Here is a 19943-nt window from a genome sequence, read left to right as displayed (position 1 = left end):
GTGACTACCCCCGACCCGTCCGAAGAGCAGCCCGAAGAGCAGCCCGAAGAGCAGCCCGAAGAGGCCTACGGAGCAGGCGACTTCAAGCATCCCGGCCTGTCCGAACCCCGGACCAAGGAGGAATGGCGCGAATACCTCGACTACGTTCTCCCGCCGAAGCCGGTCCTGCTGCCGCTGGAGGCCTATGAGCAGCTCAGCACCGAGGAACAACGCCGGCACAACGCGGCCCGGGTGGCCCACCACAGCGCCCTGGTCATCGTCCGCACCAGCCAGATGAAGTCCATCCACCACCAGATCCGCCGCCGGATGATGACCAACAGTTTCCAGCCGGCCGGCGCCCGACGCGGCATCGTCCTCGACGGTCCCGCCACCCTCGGCAAGTCCACCCTGGTCAAGACGTTCGCCTACGACTTCGAGCACGAACTGCGGCTGAACCATCCCGACCGCTACGACAAGAAGTACATCGTCGACGGGCGGTTGATCGACTACACGCCCGTCGTCTACGTCAACATCCCCTCCCAGGCCACGCCGAAGGACCTGTCCATCGCGCTCGCCGAGTACCTCGGCCAGCACTACCGCACCGGTGCCACCAAGAGCGACATCACCCGCCTCGTCCTGGAGAACATGCGCCGCGTCGGCGTCGAACTCGTGATCATCGATGACGCCCACTTCATGGACCTCTCCCTCAAGGAGGGCAAGGTCGTCAACGACCACCTCAAGCACATCGCGAACCACACCGCGGCCACCTTCATCTACACCGGCGTCGACCTCAAGCACTCCGGCCTCTTCCTCGAAGGCACCGGCGGCCGCCGCGCCACCCAGACCGCCGGCCGCAACCTCCTGCTCCACATGACCCCCTACGGCATCCGGACCAGGGCAGAGAAGGAGGACTGGGTCTCCGTCATCACCGCGATGGAAGAAGCCCTCGTCCTGTACAAACACCATCACGGCACCCTCGTCGGCGAGTGGAAGTACCTGTACCGCCGCACCGGAGGCAACATCAGCTCCCTGGCGGAACTCATCCGCGAAGCGGCGGCCGACGCGGTGCTCACCGGCACGGAGCGCATCGACCGCGCCCTCCTCGAGACCATCGTGATCAACGAGCACGCGCAGAGCACGTACGACGCCATGTGGCACGAAGAGCCTCTGCCTCCCTCACCAGAGCAACGCCACAACCCCGAGGACGAAGACGGCCAGGCCGCCGTCGGCTAGAACACCCCTCGCCACGCCGTGACGAGCAGGAAGGCAGACGCAGCCGACCCGAACGAGCCCGGCTCCGCCTACCAGTTGGCGTCATCCATCCGGGGAACTGACCGACGGCTTGAGGCAGCTCAGGTGGTCTGGGGCGCTTCGTCGACGCGGCGGACTTCGCACTTGTCGAGGAGACGAGCGAAGTAGCTGTAGGCGGACAGGCGTTCCATGCCTTCCTGCTCGCTCAACTCGTCACGGGTATGCGTCGTGACGTTTCTGACCGTGAGATTCAGTCCGGTCGCCAGGCTGTTCAACGCCTTGCCCAGCGGCTCCAGCCCACCACGCATGCTCTTGGTCGTCTTGTCCGCGGGATCGCCAGGCCACGCGAGCTTGGGCCTGCCAGGCTCAGGCTCACCCGGCGAGAGAGTCTGCTGCCAGAATGGGGTGTCGTCCACGTCATGGCGGCCCAGGCGCGTTTTCCAATGCACGGTCAGCGCCTCCGACGCCTCACGAACCGCGACCCGGTACTGATGGGTCGTCCAATGCGCCGCCGCCGCAGTCCAGATGACCGGATGCAGCTCAGACGGGGCGAACCCGGGCACAGCCGTCTCCGCGGCCGCCTCGGCCTCGTCGATCATCATGCTCAGCCGGCCCCGGACCGTCGCCGCTGTATTGCGGACATCCTGCGGCGAGAAGAGTGCCTTCGGAGCCGACATGAGTGACCAGTTCGCGATGGGATCGACCGGGCCGAGTCCAGCGACACCGATACGAGCCCCGGTGACGGCGACAGCCCGCGCAGCAGCGCCTGCGGTCTCCGCCACGTCGAGCTCAAGCTCCCGCACTGTCCCCTGATCCTGCCCGTCCTTCACATGGACCGTAGGAAACAAGCCACGAGACGAACGAAGATCCGACTCGACCTGAGTCTCCATCCAGCGTTCGAAGGCCCGCTCGAACCGCTCCACAGCAGCGAGCAACCGCTTCAGGTATTCAGCGCCGTACGTCGCCACGCGCTCCCCCTCCTCTGATCTTGCCTGTCTTGCACCGAGAGCCTAGGAGAGCACCGCACCACCACCTCCTTTCGCATGGGCGGGGGCGGTTTCCACCAATGCGCGGAGGCGGCCCGTCGTATCGTGACGTGTGCCCGTCCCTTCCGCTGCCCGCAGTCTCCGACGTCTGCCGGTCGTGCCTCTGCCACTTCCGAGGGAGTCGCTCCTCAGCTGGCTGGGACACCTGAGCGCGGTCTACGAGGTCTCCCGCACCTCGATGGCCACGGCGTGCGGGCTCCTGCGGCCGGGCGACAACGCGGCGCGCATCGCCGACTCGGGGCCGACGTCGCTCGTGTACGGCCTGGGCGACGAGGCCGTTCTGCGCGTCGAACAGGCAACCGGACTGTCAGGTGACGAACTGCAGGCGATGACCTGGATGCGCTTCCTGGGGACCGCCGTGAAATTTGATCTGGTCAAAACCGCTCCGCGGAACCTATTCCGGGTTATGAAAGCTAGCTGGATCGACCCGCGGGAATTTAAGTTCTGCCCTTCTTGTGTCGAAGAAAATGATGGACGCTGGCCCCTCGAATGGTGTACGTCATGGATGTTTGCGTGCTTGCGGCATCGATGCTATCTGCTGGCCGCATGCCCCGAATGCCATACTCCACTGCCCGGGGCGCACGTCAACCTCGATCAAGGAAGCTGCCACGGCTCCGAAAAGCATCGCATGACAGACGTCATGCTGTGGCGATGCGGCACCGCTTACAAAAAGTGGAAGGCTCCTGATCTACACGACGAAGTGCTCGCTGACCTGCAAAAATTCCTCGAAGAGCGCCTCGCATTGGCGCGACCGGACACCGTTCAGCTGCGAGGTGTTTTTGCCGACCTGGCGGCAATGGCGGACTTTGCCTTCCACGTAGCCGGACCGGAAAATATTGAGGGAGCCGACCCGGTTGTCGCTGACGGATTTACTGATTTCTGCACGCCGTCCAATCAAGGAGCCTACGCACCCAGGATTGCAGGGCCGAAACCGATGGCTAAAACAGCGGCACTGCGAATCTCTGCCCAAATCCTATTCAGTGGCGATCCGTGGTCTGCCGCCCGGGCGATCGTTGACTTTGCGGGCCGCCCACTCCCGGTTCGAGCGTTGCCACTGAATCAGGCATGGCGTAAAAAGCCGCCGCAGGACACGACGCGACTCATCGCTCGAATCGTCGAGTCAGTGCGGGTCGCCGCCCCCTCCGTGAAGGGGCACAACGGCCGGGTTCTGCGCTAGGCACCGACTGCTGCGCCGACGATCAAGCTGATGCCCTGCCTCATCGAACGCGCTAGGTGACGTTGACGCTTCAGGCCCGCCGCTCTCCGATGAGCTGCTCTTTTCGCGGTGAGTGACGATCCTCCCGGGCTTGGCCTGCGCGTGGATCGGACACTGAAATCTTTTGTGCGACAAATGTGATGTAGGTCACCTCGCGAAAGATTTCAGTGCCCTGGTCAGCGACGTGCCATCTGAAATCTTTCCCGCCATCCGACAGCTGCGGCACCCTCCACGCCAATGCGGCGGCCCAGGTGCCCGCCCGTCTGGAGGCGCTCGGCACGGCGGCGGGCCTGGACCGGGCCGCGCTGCACAGCCAACTGGCGGCCGCGCTCTCGGTGGTCCTCCACCTCGTGCGCGACCGGACCGGGCGCCGCCGGATCGCGGAGGTGCATGTGCTGGAGCGGGACCCGTCGGGGCTCGTGGTGACGGTGCCCGCACTGCGGTGGGGCCGGGAGGCCTTCACACGCGAGCGGGGCTGGGAGCGGCTGCGGGAGCTGTTGCGAAACGGAAGCGGCGAAAACGGCCGAAACGACAGGGACAGCCGCGACAGCAGGGACTGCCGCGACGACGACAGGGACAGCCGCGACAGCAGGGACTGCCGCGACGACGACAGGGACAGCCGCGACAGCAGGGACCGCCGCGACAACAGGGACAGCCGCGACTACGGGGACGACGGACGCGATGGAAGTGAGGGGAGTGAGTTGCTGTGACGGGGATCGGAGAGCTGTCGGTCGGTGCGGGACTGGCGTGTGCCGGCGCGGCGGCCTGGATGATGAGCGGCCCGGACACGGGTGCGCGCCGGGCCCGGTTGCTGTTCGCGGGCGGTGGCGGGGCGGCGGGGGTCGGTCCTCCGCCCCGGGAGCGGGTCTTCGCACGAATGCGGCGGTTACCGGCCGAGTGGTGGTCGCTCGCCCTGGGCGCGCTCATCGCGGTGCTCGGCCTGTCCGTCCTGCCGCTGCTGGCCGGGGCCGTGGGCGTGCCCGTGCTGCGGCGGGCGCGGCTGGCGCGGGAGGCACGCCAGGCACGGGAGAAGCGCGGTGAGGCGGTGATCGCATTGTGCGGGGCCCTTGCCGGGGAAGTGCGCGCGGGACGCCAGCCGGGTGAGGCGCTGCTTCGTGCGGCACGCGACTCGGGCGGACTCGGCGAGGCGCAGGCGGCGGTGCTGGCGGCCGCGCGGTTCGGCGGGGACGTACCGGGAGCGCTCGCGGACGCGGCGCTGCAGCCGGGCGCCGACGGCCTGTCGGGGCTCGCCGCGTGCTGGCGGGTGGCCGTCGACCGGGGTGCGGGACTGGCGGCCGGGCTCGACCGGCTGGAGGCAGCTCTGCGCGCCGAGCGCGATCAACGGGCTGATCTGCGCGCCCAGTTGGCAGGTGCCCGGTCAACGGCAGTACTGCTCGCAGGGTTGCCCGTCCTCGGCCTGCTGCTGGGCACCGCGCTGGGTGCCCGCCCGCTGCACGTGCTGTTGCACACCGGTGCGGGACTGGCCTGTCTCATGGTCGGCTGCGTGCTGGAGGCCGCCGGGCTGTGGTGGGCGCTGCGGGTCGTACGAGGAGCGGAGGCGGCATGAGCGCGGGCCTTGTCCACAGGCTGGGGGTTCTGTGTGAGGTGCTGGCGGTTGGCTGGCCGGTGTGTGTGCTCGCCGCAGTACGGCGCGAGCGGAGGGTGCGGCGCCGACTGGGCGCGGTGCTGGTGGGCGCAGGTGGACGCCCGGAGCGGAGGATGCGGCCGTCTGCGGCACTGCCCGGGCGGCGGGGCCTCGCAGCACGGGACACCCTGTCGGCGGGGCCGCGGACCGGGATACGGCAGTCCGTACGGTGGGCGACCGGGGCCCGGGACACCATGCGGCGGTGGCTGCCGGTCGTGGGGGCGCTGTGCGCCGGCTGGGTCTTGATCGGCGGTCTCGGCGGGGCCGCGGTCGGGTTGATCACCGGGGTCGGCGTGGCGCGGTGGCGGGCTCGTCAGGCGCGCGACCACCTCGCGCAGGAGTACGACCCGGTGGTGGCGGCCCGTCAGCTCCCGCTGGCCGCCGACCTGCTGGCGGCGTGCATCGCGGCGGGTGCGAGCCCGGTGGCGGCCGCGCAGGCGGTGGGCGAGGCACTGGAGGGACCGGTCGGGGAACGGCTGGCGCGGGGCGCGGCCGAGGTGCGGCTCGGGGGCGAACCGGCCGACGCATGGCGGCGTCTCGCCTCCCTCCCCTGCGCCGGAGCACTGGCACGGCTTCTGGAACGGGCGGGCGATTCGGGCGTACCGGCGGCCGCACCGGTCGGGCGCCTCGCGGCGGAGGCCCGTGCCGAGTGGAGTCGTGCGGCCACGGCTCGGGCGCGGCGCGCGGGCGTCATGGTCACCGCCCCGGTGGGGCTGTGCTTCCTGCCCGCGTTCATCGCCGTCGGGGTGCTGCCCGTCGTGATCGGGCTCGCTGGAGGGCTGCTGGGAGGAGGTGGTCGATGACGGCATGCGGCACGCGGTGAAGGCCGCGCCGGACCGGAGGACGGGGCCGGGCGCGGCGGATCAGACGGATCGGACAGAACAACAGGACGGGAACCTCACGGGGGTTGGCATGGGAAAGGCAGTACGAGTACGAGCCCGGATGCGTGCGCTGGTACGGCGGGCACGGACGGCGGGGCGCGGGGACGCGGGCATGGTCACGTCCGAGTACGCGGTGGGGATCATCGCCGCGGTGGCCTTCGCCGCGCTTCTCTACAAGGTGCTGACGAGCGGACAGGTCAGCGCGGAGCTGCAGGACATCGTGAAGAGGGCACTCAGTGCACGGATGTGACGGGGCGAGGGCGGGCCGGAGACCTGGTCGCGGTCGGGACCGTGGGTTCGTGACGGCGGAGACGGCGGTCGTCCTGCCCGTCCTGGTGCTCTTCGCGATGGCCCTCCTCTGGGCCTTGCTGGCCGCGTCCGCGCAGATCCAGTGCGTGGACGCGGCCCGGGCGGGGGCCCGGGCGGCGGCCCGGCAGGAGCCGCCGGGCGTGGTGCAGGAGGTGGCCCGGCAGGCGGCGCCGGACGGCGCGAGGGTCACGGTGAGCCGACAGGGCGACCTGGTGCACGTGCTGGTCGTCGCCCGTCCGCCGGGCCCGCGTGGGCTGTCCCTCGAACTGCGTCATGAGGCGGTGGCATTGGCGGAGGACACGGTGGGGTGAACCGGTGAAGGGACGTGAACCGGCGGGTGGGTCCGGACCGATGAAGGAGTGTGGGGCGAGGAGCAATGGAGTGAGGAAGGGGGTCGGGCGGTGAGGTGGCGTCAATGGCTGGGGGCGTGGGTGCGGGGCTGCCGGCCGACGGGAGTTCTGAACTTCCGTGTGCGGGCGGCCCGTTCGGACCGCGGCTCGGCGACCGTCTGGGTCGTGTGTGTGATCGGTGCCATGTGCGCCGTGTTCGGGGTGCTGCTGGCCCAGGGGGAGGCAGTGCTGGTCCGGCATCGGGCGACCGGCGCGGCCGACCTGGCGGCTCTCGCGGCCGCCGACCACTGGATGGAGGGAGGCGAGGAGGCATGTGCCGGCGCGGCCCGCGTCGCGGTGGCCCAGGGCAGCCGGCTCGTGCGGTGCGCCGTCGTGGGCGAGGTCTCCGACGTCACGGCGGCATCGGTCGCGGGGCCGTTCACCGCCGAGGTCAGGGCGAGAGCCGGCCCGGCGGGGCCGAGGACGGGAGCGGAGCCTCCGCCTCGCTCCCCGTCTCCTCCGGTGCCCCGCGCAACAGCACCGTGAGGAGCCGCACGGCACCCCTCTTGTGCAGCGGCTCGTTGCCGTTGCCGCACTTGGGGGACTGGATGCAGGACGGGCAGCCCGCCTCGCACTCGCAGGAGGCGATGGCCTGGCGAGTGGCGGTCAGCCAGGCACGGGCCGTGTGGAAGGCGCGCTCCGCGAAGCCCGCGCCGCCCGGGTGGCCGTCGTACACGAACACCGTGGGAAGGAGGGTGTCCGGGTGAAGCGGGACGGAGACGCCTCCGATGTCCCAGCGGTCACAGGTGGCGAAGAGCGGGAGCATGCCGATCGAGGCGTGTTCGGCGGCGTGCAGGGCGCCGCCGAGGATCTCCGGGTTGATCCGGGCCTGATCCAGCTGGTCCTCGGTGACCGTCCACCACACGGCGCGGGTGCGCAGCGTTCGAGGAGGGAGGTCGAGTTTCGTCTCGCCCAGTACTTCACCGGTCATGAGGCGCCGGCGCAGATAGGAGACGACCTGGTTGGTGACCTCGACGGAGCCGTAGCACAGCCGGCCCTCGCCCCAGGGGACTTCGATGTCCGTCTCCAGGACGGAGATGGAGGTCGTGTCACGGGCCACCGTCGAATACGAGGGGCTGGCCTCCTCGACCAGGGCGACGGAGTCCTCCAGGTCGAGCGACCGCACCAGATACGTACGGCCCTGGTGCAGATGGACCGCGCCCTCGTGGACCGTCGTGTGCGCCGCACCTGCGTCGACCGTGCCGAGCAGCCGCCCGGTACCGGACTCGACGATCTGGACCGGGCGCCCGCCCTCGCCACGGATGTCCGTGAGGTCGGCCGCCCGCTCCCGGCGGGTCCAGTGCCAGGCCTTCGTCCGGTGGCGCAGCAGTTTCGCGGCCTCCAGCTGCGGCAGCAGCTCGGGACAGGCCGGACCGAACAGCTCGAGGTCCTCTTCCGTCAGGGGCAGCTCGGCAGCCGCCGCGCACAGGTGCGGGGCCAGGACGTACGGGTTGTCCGGGTCGAGGACCGTGGACTCCACGGGCTGGTCGAAGAGGGCCTCGGGGTGGTGGACGAGGAACGTGTCCAGCGGGTCGTCCCGAGCGACCAGGACCGCGAGGGCTCCCTGCCCGGACCGGCCGGCGCGGCCCGCCTGCTGCCACAGTGACGCCCGCGTCCCCGGGTAGCCGGCGATGAGGACGGCATCCAGGCCCGAGACGTCGACGCCGAGCTCCAGGGCGGTGGTGGCGGCCAGGCCGAGGAGCTCGCCGGAGTGGAGGGCACGTTCGAGGGCGCGGCGTTCCTCGGGAAGGTAGCCGCCCCGGTAGGCCGCCACGCGCCGGGCCAGGGAGCGGTCGACCTCGGCAAGGCGCTCCTGGGTGATCACCGAGATCAGCTCGGCGGCGCGGCGGGAGCGGACGAAGGCGACCGAGCGCACGCCCTGCACGGCCAGGTCGGTCAGCAGGTCGGCGGTCTCGGCAGTGGCTGTACGCCGAACAGGTGCGCCTTTCTCGCCGTGCAGCTCGGTGAGCGGGGGCTCCCAGAGGGCGAAGACCAGCTCGCCGCGCGGGGAGGCGTCGTCCGCCACCTCGACGACGGGAAGGCCGGTGAGGCGGCGTGCGGCCACCGAGGGCTCGGCGGCGGTGGCGGAGGCAAGCAGGAAGACGGGCGAGGCCCCGTAGCGGGCGCAGAGGCGGCGCAGACGGCGCAGGACCTGGGCGACATGGGAGCCGAAGACGCCGCGATAGGTGTGGCACTCGTCGATGACGACGTACCGCAGGGCGCGGAGGAAGGAGGACCAGCGTGGATGCGAGGGCAATATGCCGCGGTGCAGCATGTCGGGGTTGGTGAGGACGTAGTTGGCGTACTGACGTACCCATTCGCGTTCCTCGGGCGGTGTGTCGCCGTCGTACACCGCGGGGCGGATCGCCGTGCCCAGAGGTTGTGAAAGTTCCTTCACGGAGCGGCACTGGTCCGCCGCGAGGGCCTTGGTCGGGGCGAGGTACAGGGCGGTGGCACCGCGTCCGTTCGGGGCTTGCGCGCCGTCCAGGAGGCGTGACAGCACCGGTACGAGGTAGGCGAGCGACTTGCCGGAAGCCGTGCCCGTGGCCACGACCACCGAGTCCCCGTCCAGGGCGTGCTCGGCGGCGAGTGCCTGGTGGGCCCAGGGATGCTCGATACCGGCGGCCTGGACGGCTGCGATGACCTCGGCGCGGATCCGGTCCGGCCAGACGGCATGGCGACCCGCCCGCGGGGGCAAGTGCTCCGTATGAGTGATGCGCGAAGCCCGGCTCGGCCCCGAGGCGAGCCGGTTCAGGAGCGTGCCCGGCGAGAGGCGGGACACGGGGCCCGCCGAGGGTCGATCGGATCGGTGATTCTTGGCCATCGGCACCGAGTGTGTCACTGGCGTGACGGACAATGGGGCCAAGGCGTCGTGTACGCCTGCCGGTAAGTGATTGAATGCCATCGCGGCTGGCGAACCGTCCCGGGGGCTCTGCCGAGGTGTCCCGAGGGGCGACCGCTCGATAGCAAGGTGCTGGAGGATCCGTGGACCTGTCCCTGTCGACCCGTACCGTCGGCGATCGTACGGTCGTCGAGGTCGGTGGCGAAATCGACGTATATACCGCGCCCAAGCTGCGCGAGCAGCTGGTCGAGCTGGTGAACGACGGGAATTTCCACCTCGTCGTCGACATGGAGGGCGTGGACTTCCTCGACTCCACCGGGCTCGGCGTGCTGGTGGGCGGCTTGAAGCGTGTGCGGGCCCATGAGGGCTCCCTGCGCCTGGTGTGCAACCAGGAGCGCATTCTCAAGATCTTCCGCATCACCGGTCTCACCAAGGTGTTCCCGATTCACACCTCGGTCGAGGAAGCGGTTGCGGCCACCGACTGAACCCGCTCGGGCCGTAGTGCCCGGACGGCAGTAGTAAGACGGGGACCGGGCCCCGGCGGCCCGGCCCCCTGACCGCACGCCCGAGTTCCGAGGGGGATGCATGGCCACCGTTGAACTCCGTTTCAGCGCGCTGCCCGAGCACGTCAGGACCGCCCGACTGGTGGCGGCAGCGGTGGCGCGCAGGGCCGGAGTGGAGGAGGCCGTACTCGACGAGGTCAGGCTCGCCGTTGGCGAGGCCTGCACCCGGGCCGTCGGACTGCACCAGAGCAACGGCATCTCGGCGCCGGTGCGGGTGCTGCTGACCGAGGAGGAGAAGCAGTTCTCCATCGAGGTCGGTGACGAGGCACCGCACCTGGTGCCTGGTGACGGATCGCCGGGTGCCACCGGTGCCGACATCACGGACGCCGAGGCCGAGGAGGACGAGATGGGCCTCGCGGTCATCAGCGGTCTCGTCGACGACGTCGAGGTCTCCGCCGGGGAGAACGGCGGACTGATCAGGATGAGCTGGCCGACCACGCCGCCCGCCACGCTCCCTGTCTGACCGCCTCATACGCCTCGTAGGCCTCATTAGGCCTCACGCCTCACTCCCTCCGTATCTCTCGTACGGTTTCGAAGGGCCCTGCCTGTGCAGGGCCCTTCTTTTTGTACAGCCGTACCGCCAATTCGTGAATTGCTTCACGATCGATCACGCGATAATTTGATCACGTGGCCATCTGGTCAATGGTTTTGGGGCATTAGCTCTTTCGGGTTCTGTGGTTCACGTGCGATCTTTGCTGAAGAGCATGTGAGGGCTAATTCCGTTTACCGCGCACTGTTTTGATCAGGTTCGGCTACCTACAATCCGTCCACATCTTGAGCTCAGCCCAAGCGTCAAGGAGGACGAATGGCGGGGCTTTCTACCCCTCAACAGTTTGACCACCCCTCATCCCTCGCAGCCGCGGTACTGACCGACAGCAACCGCCTGATCGTGGTCGTCATCGGGGCCGTCGCCCTCGCGGCCCTCGCGGTCGCCGCGATCCTGGTGCGTCAGGTGCTCGCGGCCGGCGAGGGCACCGACAGCATGAAGAAGATCGCCGCGGCGGTCCAGGAAGGCGCGAACGCCTATCTGGCCCGGCAGCTGCGCACGCTGGGCGTATTCGCCGTGGTCGTGTTCTTCCTGCTCATGCTGCTGCCTGCGGACGATTGGAATCAGCGCGCCGGACGGTCGGTGTTCTTCCTGATCGGTGCGGCGTTCTCGGCGGCCACGGGCTATATCGGCATGTGGCTCGCCGTACGGAGCAATGTGCGGGTTGCCGCGGCGGCACGCGAGGCCACCCCGGCGAAGGGTGAGCCGGAAAAGGACCTCACCGCTGTCTCGCACAAGGCTATGAAGATCGCTTTCCGCACGGGTGGCGTCGTCGGCATGTTCACGGTGGGGCTCGGTCTGCTGGGCGCCTCCTGTGTGGTGCTGGTGTACGCGGCGAACGCGCCGAAGGTCCTGGAGGGCTTCGGCCTGGGCGCCGCGCTGATCGCCATGTTCATGCGTGTCGGCGGCGGCATCTTCACCAAGGCCGCCGACGTCGGCGCCGACCTGGTCGGCAAGGTCGAGCAGGGCATTCCGGAGGACGACCCGCGCAATGCCGCGACCATCGCCGACAACGTGGGCGACAACGTCGGCGACTGCGCGGGCATGGCGGCCGACCTCTTCGAGTCGTACGCCGTGACGCTCGTCGCCGCGCTGATCCTCGGCAAGGCGGCGTTCGGTGACTCCGGGCTGGCGTTCCCGCTGATCGTGCCCGCGATCGGGGTCCTGACCGCGATGATCGGCATCTTCGCGGTGGCCCCCCGTCGCGCCGACCGTAGTGGCATGTCCGCGATCAACCGGGGCTTCTTCGTCTCGGCGGTGATCTCGCTGGCACTGGTCGCCGCGGCCGTCTTCAGCTATCTGCCGTCGTCGTACGCCGACCTCAAGGGCGTCTCCGACGCGGCGATCCACGCCAAGGGCGGCGATCCGCGGATCCTGGCGCTGATCGCCGTGGCCATCGGCATCGTGCTCGCCGCCCTGATCCAGCAGCTGACCGGCTACTTCACCGAGACCACCCGGCGTCCGGTGCGGGACATCGGCAAGACCTCGCTGACCGGGCCCGCCACCGTGGTCCTCGCCGGTATCTCCGTCGGCCTGGAATCCGCCGTCTACACCGCACTGCTGATCGGGCTCGGTGTGTACGGGGCGTTCCTGCTCGGCGGTACATCGATCATGCTCGCGCTGTTCGCGGTGGCGCTGGCCGGTACCGGTCTGCTCACCACGGTCGGTGTGATCGTCGCCATGGACACCTTCGGTCCGGTCTCCGACAACGCTCAGGGCATTGCCGAGATGTCCGGTGACGTCGTGGGTTCGGGCGCGCAGGTGCTCACCGACCTGGACGCCGTGGGCAACACCACCAAGGCGATCACCAAGGGCATCGCCATCGCCACGGCCGTCCTCGCGGCCTCCGCGCTCTTCGGCTCGTACCGCGACGCGATCACCACGGCCGCCCAGGGCGTGGGCCAGAAGGTCGGCGGCGGCGGACCGATGAGCCTGGTCATGGACATCTCGCAGCCCAACAACCTGGTCGGTCTCATCGCGGGCGCGGCGGTCGTCTTCCTCTTCTCGGGGCTGGCGATCAACGCGGTGTCGCGGGCGGCGGGCGCGGTGGTCTACGAGGTGCGGCGGCAGTTCCGTGAGCGGCCCGGGATCATGAACTTCACCGAGACGCCGGAGTACGGCAAGGTCGTCGACATCTGCACCAAGGACGCCCTCAGGGAGCTGGCCACACCGGGACTGCTCGCCGTCATGGCGCCCATCGCCCTCGGGTTCACGCTGGGCGTCGGCGCCCTCGGCGCGTACCTGGCGGGGGCGATCGGCACCGGGACGCTGATGGCGGTCTTCCTCGCCAACTCCGGTGGCGCCTGGGACAACGCCAAGAAGCTCGTCGAGGACGGCCACCACGGCGGCAAGGGCAGCGATGCGCACGCCGCGACGGTGATCGGCGACACAGTGGGCGACCCGTTCAAGGACACGGCCGGCCCGGCGATCAACCCGCTGCTGAAGGTGATGAACCTGGTGTCGCTGCTGATCGCGCCCGCGATCGTCAAGTTCTCGTACGGCAGCGACAAGAGTCTCGGTGTGCGGATCCTGGTCGCGGGGCTCGCGTTCCTCGTGATCGTGGGCGCGGTGTACATCTCCAAGCGGCGCGGGATCGCCGTGGGTGACGAAGGCAACGCCGAGAGGGTGTCCAAGTCGGCCGATCCGGCAGTGGTTTCGTAGCCCGGTCCACGGCACCCGCTCTTGCGCCTGGTCAGGTACGGAGCAATGGGCGGGCGCACGCGCTCTTCACGAGCCGTGCGCCCGCTCTTCCTGCGTTCACGCCCCTCTTCGTGAGCCTTCTCTCGCTTGGTGCAAATGGCTGCAAAAGCTGACGTAAGCGATATACGACACGCGGGTGTCGCCCGGTCGGCGTGTATGTTCCGGGGCCGAGAGAGCCATGGAAGGGACCAATCCGGTGAACAAGAAGCTCACGGCCGCACTGTCCGGCGGTGCGGTACTGGTACTGGCGCTGTCCGGATGCAGCAGCAGCAACAGCAACAGCGCGACGGACGACAAGCTGAGCTCCTGGGCGAAGCAGGTGTGCGACGCGGTGCAGCCGCAGGCCAAGAAGATCGCGGATGCCAGCACCGCGATCCAGAAGGAGACCTCGGACAACAGTGCACCGGAGCAGGTCCAGAAGACGGACTCGCAGGCCTTCCAGGCCATGTCCGACGCCTACCAGGCGATCGGGGCGGCCGTCGAGCGGGCGGGGGCGCCGAACGTGGCCGACGGCGCGACGAAGCAGAAGAACGCGGTCAAGGAACTCAACGGCATCTCCACGGCCTACGCCGGTCTCAAGAAGCAGGTCGACGGGCTCGACACGAAGGACCAGGCGAAGTTCGCCGACGGGCTCAAGGGGATCGCGACCCAGCTCGACAAGCTCAGCAAGAGCGGAAACGACGCGCTGAGGCAGCTGGAGGCGGGCGACGTCGGCAAGGCGATGACGCGGCAGGAGAGCTGCAAGAGCGCGTCCGCGTCTGCGTCTACGTCTGCGTCGGCTTCGGCTCCGGCGACTTCGGGCTGAGGCACGTTCTCCGACCCGCGCGTCTCAGGTCCCGGTGCCGGTGGCGCTCTCCTCGTGCCGGGGGCCGCCCGTTCCGCCCCGGCGGAACGACGCCCCCGGCGGTGACGCCTGGAAGCGCCCTAGCCGCGCCACAATGGGGGCGTGAGTAACTCCAGTCTGGCCACCCTGCCCTCTATCGACCGCGCCGATGTCACCGCACGGCTGCGGGACGCCCTCCTCGCGGCCAACTTCACTGCCGACGGGCTGCTCGAACTGCTCGGTGCGCCCGCGTACGCGGCGCTCGCGCGAAGCGAGACCGTGCCCGCGCTCCGGGCGACGCGCGGGGACACGCCGCTGGAGACTCTCGTACGGCTGTTCCTTCTGCAGCAGCCCGTGCCGCACGCGCGCGTGGAGGACGTCCTGCCCCTGGACGCCTGCGTGGACGCCGGCTGGCTGGTCCGCACGGGCGGGGACGAGGTGGCCGCGGCCGTGGACGTACGTCCGTACGGAGGACCCGGCGGTGAGGACTGGTTCATCGTGTCCGACCTCGGGTGCGCGGTCGGCGGGGCCGGCGGCATCGGCGGCCGGGGCCGTCAGGCTGACGCGGCGGTCGTCCTGGGGGTCGGCGGCGCCTCCACCACCCTCGCCGGCATCACCGTACGGACGCCCGTCGGCTCCGCCCTCGACCTCGGCACCGGCTCCGGAATCCAGGCGCTGCACGCCGCCCAGCACGCCACGCGCGTGACCGCGACCGACGTCAACCCGCGTGCCCTGCACATCGCCGCGCTCACCCTGGCCCTGTCCGGCGCTCCGGCCGCGGACCTGCGCCAGGGCTCGCTCTTCGAGCCGGTCCGGGACGACGAGACGTACGACCTGATCGTGTCCAACCCGCCCTTCGTGATCTCACCCGGCGCCCGGCTCACCTACCGCGACGGCGGTATGGGCGGGGACGATCTGTGCCGCACGCTCGTTCAGCAGGCGGGGGAGCGGCTGAACGAGGGCGGGTTCGCGCAGTTCCTCGCCAACTGGCAGCATGTGGAAGGGGAGGACTGGCAGGACCGGCTGCGCTCGTGGGTGCCGCGCGGCTGTGACGCCTGGATCGTGCAGCGCGAGGTCCAGGACATCACGCAGTACGCCGAGTTGTGGCTGCGGGACGCGGGCGACCACCGTGGTGACACGGCCGAGTACCAGGCGCGGTACGACGCGTGGCTGGACGAGTTCGAGGCGCGCAAGGTGCGGGCGATCGGCTTCGGCTGGATCGCGCTGCACCGGACGGACGCCGCCGAGCCCTCGATCACGGTCGAGGAGTGGCCGCATCCGGTCGAACAGCCACTCGGCGACACCGTGCGCACGCACTTCGACCGCATTGACTACCTGCGGGCCCATGACGACGCGGCCCTGCTCGCCGGGCACTTCAGGCTCGCGGCCGAGGTCGTCCAGGAACAGGTCGGGCTGCCCGGCGCGGAGGACCCGGAGCATGTCGTGCTGCGCCAGAACCGAGGGATGCGCCGGGCCACCAAGGTGGACACGGTGGGCGCGGGTTTCGCCGGTGTCTGCGACGGCACGTTGAGCGCGGGGCGGATCCTCGACGCCATCGCCCAACTGGTCGGGGAAGACCCGGTGTTGTTGCGCGACCGGACTCCCGCGCAGATCCGCCTGCTGGTCCAACAGGGCTTCCTGGAGCCCGCGCGGTAGCGAGGGTGTGCCGCGTATCGCCAGGGAGCTCGCGCACGGGGCGTGAAACCGGCCAACATCCGTCCGGGGCGAGATGCGCCAGGTGACGAGTACGCGCGCGTGCCGCCCACGGTCCACGCAACCGGCGTCCGGCGGTCCACCGGGCCCGCAGGTGGCGGTCCACCCGGCCGCGGCTTCGGTCCAGTGGCCCATGTCCGGCGGTCCAGTGGCCCGTGTCTGGCGGTCCACTGGGGCCGCAGGTGCGGTCCACCGGTCCCAGGTACGGTCCACCGGCCCGTGTCCTACGGTCCACGGGGCCGGCGTCCGGTCCACGGGACCCACGCCGATGGCCGACGGACTGCCGTGCCACGGGTCTACGAGCGGTCGCCGCGGGTCCACGGGCTGCCATGCCACGGGTCTACGGGCTGTCGCCGCAGGTCCAAGGACTGCCGTGCCGTGGGTCCACGGGCTGCCGTGCCACGTCCACGGGCTGTCGCGACGGCTCGACGGACTGTCGCCCGCTGGTCCACAGGACCGGTCCGGCGAGCCGCGGGACCGTGCCGGGCCGGAGTGTCCGCCCGGCGTTCACCCCGGGTTCGCGCGCTCGCTTCCCGCGCGTGTCAGCCTCCCGTCTCCAGGGCAGTCCGGGCAGGAGGAACAGGGCATGGAGAGCGGACCGGCGATCTTCGCGGGTACGGTGTTCGCCCTGTTCGGCGCAGGGCTGCTGATCTGGACGGCGACCCGGCTGCCGCGTCGCCGACCCGTCGCCGAGGGTGTGAGCCGCATCGCATCCGCCGCCCTCGCGAGCCTGGCCGCCGTGGCCGCGCTCGCCGCCGGGGCATGGTGCTTCACGCGCCTCTGACATCACGGTTCCCGGCCGGTCGGCGGCCTGGACTCCGATAACTGGGGGATCACCCTCCGGATAGCGCCGAAAGGGCCGGTGGCCGCTCCGGGCGGCAGGAATACCGGTAGTCGGGTTACCGTTCGAGTGGCCGTTGCGGGCTTTTCCCGTTTGACACGGGGGCGGGATGTACCGTCACACTCCGCAGCGTCACCATGACCCGACCCCGGGACGAAGGCCTGGGGAGGCCCCAGCGTCGACCGGAGAGAAGAGCGAAGTTGTCCCCGACCAGCGAGACCGCACAGGGCGGCCGCCGACTCGTCATCGTCGAGTCGCCTGCCAAGGCGAAGACGATCAAGGGCTACCTCGGCCCCGGCTACACCGTCGAGGCGAGCGTCGGGCACATCCGCGACCTTCCGAACGGGGCCGCGGAGGTCCCCGAGAAGTACACCGGCGAGGTGCGGCGCCTCGGCGTGGACGTCGAACACGACTTCCAGCCGATCTACGTCGTGAACGCCGACAAGAAGGCACAGGTCAAGAAGCTCAAGGATCTGCTGCGCGACTCCGACGAGCTCTTCCTCGCCACCGATGAGGACCGCGAGGGCGAGGCCATCGCCTGGCATCTCCAGGAGGTGCTGAAGCCCAAGGTCCCGGTCAAGCGGATGGTGTTCCACGAGATCACCAAGGACGCGATCCAGCAGGCCGTGCGCAATCCGCGCGAGCTCAACCAGAAGCTCGTCGACGCGCAGGAGACCCGGCGCATCCTCGACCGCCTCTACGGCTACGAGGTCTCGCCGGTCCTGTGGAAGAAGGTCATGCCGCGGCTGTCGGCCGGCCGCGTCCAGTCCGTGGCGACCCGCCTCGTCGTGGAGCGGGAGCGGGAGCGCATCGCGTTCCGCTCCGCCGAGTACTGGGACCTGACCGGCACCTTCGGCACCGGCCGTGTCGGCGACCCGTCCGACCCGTCGTCCCTGGTGGCACGGCTTGCGTCCGTCGACGGCAAGCGTGTCGCGCAGGGCCGTGACTTCGACTCGCTGGGCCGCCTGAAGAGCGCGAACACGCTCCACCTGGACGAGCGGAACGCCCGCGCGCTGGCCGCCGCCCTGGAGAACACGCGGTTCTCGGTCCGGTCGGTCGAGTCCAAGCCGTACCGCCGTTCGCCGTATGCGCCGTTCCGTACGACGACGCTGCAGCAGGAGGCCAGCCGCAAGCTCGGCTTCGGCGCGAAGGCCACCATGCAGATCGCGCAGAAGCTGTACGAGAACGGCTTCATCACGTACATGCGTACGGACTCCACGACCCTGTCGGACACGGCGATCGCCGCTGCCCGTGCCCAGGTCACGCAGCTGTACGGGGCCGACTATCTGCCCCAGCAGCCGCGTACGTACGCGGCCAAGGTCAAGAACGCGCAGGAGGCGCACGAGGCGATCAGGCCGTCGGGTGATCGTTTCCGCACCCCGGCCGAGACGGGGCTGACCGGTGACCAGTTCAAGCTGTACGAGCTGATCTGGAAGCGGACCGTCGCCTCCCAGATGAAGGACGCGATCGGCAACTCGATCACGGTGAAGATCGGTGGCACCGCCGCCGACGGGCGGGACGCAGAGTTCAGCGCGTCGGGCAAGACGATCACCTTCCACGGCTTCCTGAAGGCGTACGTCGAGGGCGCCGACGACCCGAACGCCGAGCTCGACGACCGCGAGCGCCGGCTGCCGCAGGTCAACCAGGGTGACGCGCTGACCGCCGAGGAGATCACCGCCGACGGCCACGCGACCAAGCCCCCGGCCCGCTACACCGAGGCCTCGCTGGTCAAGGAGCTGGAAGAGCGCGAGATCGGCCGTCCGTCGACGTACGCGTCGATCATCGGGACGATCCTCGACCGCGGATACGTCTTCAAGAAGGGCACGGCCCTGGTGCCGTCCTTCCTGTCCTTCGCCGTGGTCAACCTCCTGGAGAAGCACTTCGGGCGGCTCGTCGACTACGACTTCACCGCCAAGATGGAGGACGACCTCGACCGCATCGCGCGCGGTGAGGCGCAGGCCGTGCCGTGGCTGAAGCGCTTCTACTTCGGTGAGGGCACTGTCGAGGGCGCCGCCGCCGACGCGGGCAACGGCGACGGGGACCACCTCGGTGGCCTCAAGGAGCTGGTGACCGACCTGGGCGCGATCGACGCGCGCGAGGTGTCGTCGTTCCCCGTGGGCAACGACATCGTGCTGCGGGTCGGCCGCTACGGTCCGTACATCGAGCGCGGTGAGAAGGACTCCGAGCACCACCAGCGCGCCGACATCCCGGCCGACCTCGCGCCGGACGAGCTGAGCGTCGAGCTGGCCGAGGAACTGCTGGCCAAGCCGAGCGGCGACTTCGAGCTGGGCACCGACCCGGAGACCGGCCACACGATCGTGGCCAAGGACGGCCGCTACGGCCCGTACGTCACGGAGGTCCTCCCCGAGGGCACCCCGAAGACGGGCAAGAACGCCGTCAAGCCTCGGACGGCCTCGCTGTTCAAGTCGATGTCGCTGGACACGGTGACCCTGGAGGACGCACTGAGGCTGATGTCCCTGCCGCGTGTCGTGGGCACGGACACCGACGGCCAGGAGATCACCGCGCAGAACGGCCGCTACGGCCCATACCTGAAGAAGGGCACGGACTCGCGCTCGCTGCAGTCCGAGGAACAGCTCTTCACGATCACGCTGGAGGAGGCGCAGGCGATCTACGCCCAGCCCAAGCAGCGTGGTCGCGCGGCCGCCAAGCCGCCGCTGAAGGAGCTGGGCGAGGACCCGGTCAGCGGGAAGCCGGTCGTCGTGAAGGACGGGCGTTTCGGGCCGTACGTCACCGACGGCGAGACCAACGCGACCCTGCGTTCCGGCGACAGCGTCGAGACGATCACCCCGGAGCGCGGCTTCGAGCTGCTCGCGGAGAAGCGCGCCAAGGCGCCCGCCAAGAAGACGGCGAAGAAGGCCACTGCCAAGAAGGCGCCGGCCAAGAAGACGGCTTCGACGCCTGCGAAGAAGACGGCCGCCAAGACCGTCGCGAAGAAGGCCGCGGCCAAGAAGGCGCCGGCCAGGAAGACGACGGCCGCGAAGACCGCTGCCGCGAAGACGGCGGCGTCGAGGGACGCCGTCGAGGGTTGAGCGGACGGGTCGTGAACGACGGGCGAGAGGGCTGAGCCGCCGGGGCCGAGCCCTCACGTCTGGTTCGCGCTGTGCACGCCCTGGCAACACTTTGGTGTCAGGGCGTGTGTACGTTCGGGTGGCTGCCACGGGCTGTCGGTGGTTGTCG

The 19943-nt window shown here is 69.8% G+C and carries 16 protein-coding genes and 1 pseudogene; 15 read left to right on the top strand and 2 right to left on the bottom strand.

The window, feature by feature from the left end; genetic code table 11:
* Positions 1-1212, top strand: coding sequence for a TniB family NTP-binding protein (locus ASC56_RS15785; RefSeq protein WP_079102522.1), 1212 nt, complete (start codon positions 1-3; stop codon positions 1210-1212).
* Positions 1213-1331: 119 nt separating this feature from the next.
* On the opposite strand, the gene ASC56_RS15780 is transcribed toward ASC56_RS15785, so the two are convergent.
* Positions 1332-2198: a TIGR02391 family protein gene (locus ASC56_RS15780; RefSeq protein WP_055492046.1), complete on the bottom strand. Its 867-nt coding sequence runs from the start codon at positions 2196-2198 to the stop codon at positions 1332-1334.
* A gap of 130 nt (positions 2199-2328) precedes the next feature.
* Here ASC56_RS15780 and ASC56_RS38010 point away from each other — a divergent pair, with 130 nt between their 5' ends.
* The 7 genes and pseudogenes from ASC56_RS38010 to ASC56_RS38000 all read left to right on the top strand — a co-directional run bounded on the left by ASC56_RS38010 (position 2329) and on the right by ASC56_RS38000 (position 7202).
* The gene (locus ASC56_RS38010; RefSeq protein WP_079102521.1) at positions 2329-3453 is read left to right on the top strand and encodes a TniQ family protein; all 1125 of its coding nucleotides are present in this window, start codon (positions 2329-2331) and stop codon (positions 3451-3453) included.
* 257 nt (positions 3454-3710) lie between these two features.
* Positions 3711-4202: pseudogene (locus ASC56_RS41900) on the top strand (hypothetical protein); the annotation flags it as partial.
* A complete protein-coding gene (locus ASC56_RS15770; protein WP_055492044.1) occupies positions 4199-5059 on the top strand; it encodes a type II secretion system F family protein in 861 nt (286 codons plus the stop codon). The pseudogene ASC56_RS41900 and the gene ASC56_RS15770, both read left to right, overlap by 4 nt.
* The gene (locus tag ASC56_RS15765) at positions 5056-5940 is read left to right on the top strand and encodes a type II secretion system F family protein (protein WP_055492043.1); all 885 of its coding nucleotides are present in this window, start codon (positions 5056-5058) and stop codon (positions 5938-5940) included. The genes ASC56_RS15770 and ASC56_RS15765 overlap by 4 nt, the downstream gene beginning before the upstream one ends.
* Positions 5941-6049: 109 nt before the next feature.
* A complete protein-coding gene (locus ASC56_RS15760; RefSeq protein WP_055492248.1) occupies positions 6050-6268 on the top strand; it encodes a DUF4244 domain-containing protein in 219 nt (72 codons plus the stop codon).
* On the top strand, positions 6255-6638 hold the full coding sequence (locus tag ASC56_RS15755) for a TadE family type IV pilus minor pilin (RefSeq protein WP_079102520.1): 384 nt from the start codon (positions 6255-6257) through the stop codon (positions 6636-6638). The genes ASC56_RS15760 and ASC56_RS15755 overlap by 14 nt, the downstream gene beginning before the upstream one ends.
* Positions 6639-6797: 159 nt before the next feature.
* Complete coding sequence (locus ASC56_RS38000; protein ID WP_234376978.1) at positions 6798-7202, top strand: Rv3654c family TadE-like protein; 405 nt, start codon at positions 6798-6800, stop codon at positions 7200-7202.
* Here the strand turns inward: ASC56_RS38000 and ASC56_RS15745 are convergent.
* Entirely contained in the window at positions 7108-9621 is a 2514-nt protein-coding gene (locus ASC56_RS15745; protein ID WP_079102519.1) for a DEAD/DEAH box helicase, read from the bottom strand. The genes ASC56_RS38000 and ASC56_RS15745 overlap by 95 nt on opposite strands.
* 80 nt (positions 9622-9701) lie before the next feature.
* Here ASC56_RS15745 and bldG point away from each other — a divergent pair, with 80 nt between their 5' ends.
* The 7 genes from bldG to topA all read left to right on the top strand — a co-directional run bounded on the left by bldG (position 9702) and on the right by topA (position 19795).
* Positions 9702-10043, top strand: a complete 342-nt coding sequence (gene bldG / locus ASC56_RS15740; RefSeq protein ID WP_010986038.1) for an anti-sigma factor antagonist BldG — start codon at positions 9702-9704, stop codon at positions 10041-10043.
* Between the two features lie 100 nt (positions 10044-10143).
* Complete coding sequence (locus ASC56_RS15735; RefSeq protein WP_055492040.1) at positions 10144-10584, top strand: ATP-binding protein; 441 nt, start codon at positions 10144-10146, stop codon at positions 10582-10584.
* A 342-nt stretch (positions 10585-10926) separates the two neighbouring features.
* Complete coding sequence (locus tag ASC56_RS15730; protein ID WP_055492039.1) at positions 10927-13329, top strand: sodium-translocating pyrophosphatase; 2403 nt, start codon at positions 10927-10929, stop codon at positions 13327-13329.
* Positions 13330-13546: 217 nt separating this feature from the next.
* Positions 13547-14173, top strand: a complete 627-nt coding sequence (locus ASC56_RS15725; RefSeq protein WP_055492038.1) for a hypothetical protein — start codon at positions 13547-13549, stop codon at positions 14171-14173.
* Positions 14174-14314: 141 nt separating this feature from the next.
* The gene (locus tag ASC56_RS15720) at positions 14315-15847 is read left to right on the top strand and encodes a class I SAM-dependent methyltransferase (protein WP_055492037.1); all 1533 of its coding nucleotides are present in this window, start codon (positions 14315-14317) and stop codon (positions 15845-15847) included.
* Between the two features lie 643 nt (positions 15848-16490).
* Positions 16491-16688: a hypothetical protein gene (locus tag ASC56_RS15715; protein WP_055492036.1), complete on the top strand. Its 198-nt coding sequence runs from the start codon at positions 16491-16493 to the stop codon at positions 16686-16688.
* A 257-nt stretch (positions 16689-16945) separates the two neighbouring features.
* Entirely contained in the window at positions 16946-19795 is a 2850-nt protein-coding gene (topA, locus tag ASC56_RS15710) for a type I DNA topoisomerase (RefSeq protein ID WP_055492035.1), read from the top strand.
* The last annotated feature ends 148 nt before the right edge of the window (positions 19796-19943 follow it).

Origin of the sequence: Streptomyces sp. TP-A0356, assembly GCF_001417775.1 — a bacterium.
Taxonomy (GTDB): domain Bacteria; phylum Actinomycetota; class Actinomycetes; order Streptomycetales; family Streptomycetaceae; genus Streptomyces.
This window is presented reverse-complemented; position numbering and strand designations above follow the sequence as displayed.

Excerpts from the sequence above, each read along its gene's own strand:
- ASC56_RS15765 (WP_055492043.1), top strand. The coding sequence starts at position 5,056 with ATGAGCGCGGGCCTTGTCCACAGGCTGGGGGTTCTGTGTGAGGTGCTG.
- ASC56_RS15760 (WP_055492248.1), top strand. The coding sequence starts at position 6,050 with ATGGGAAAGGCAGTACGAGTACGAGCCCGGATGCGTGCGCTGGTACGG.
- ASC56_RS15745 (WP_079102519.1), bottom strand. The coding sequence starts at position 9,621 with ATGGCATTCAATCACTTACCGGCAGGCGTACACGACGCCTTGGCCCCA.
- ASC56_RS15735 (WP_055492040.1), top strand. The coding sequence starts at position 10,144 with ATGGCCACCGTTGAACTCCGTTTCAGCGCGCTGCCCGAGCACGTCAGG.
- ASC56_RS15730 (WP_055492039.1), top strand. The coding sequence starts at position 10,927 with ATGGCGGGGCTTTCTACCCCTCAACAGTTTGACCACCCCTCATCCCTC.
- ASC56_RS15725 (WP_055492038.1), top strand. The coding sequence starts at position 13,547 with ATGGAAGGGACCAATCCGGTGAACAAGAAGCTCACGGCCGCACTGTCC.
- ASC56_RS15715 (WP_055492036.1), top strand. The coding sequence starts at position 16,491 with ATGGAGAGCGGACCGGCGATCTTCGCGGGTACGGTGTTCGCCCTGTTC.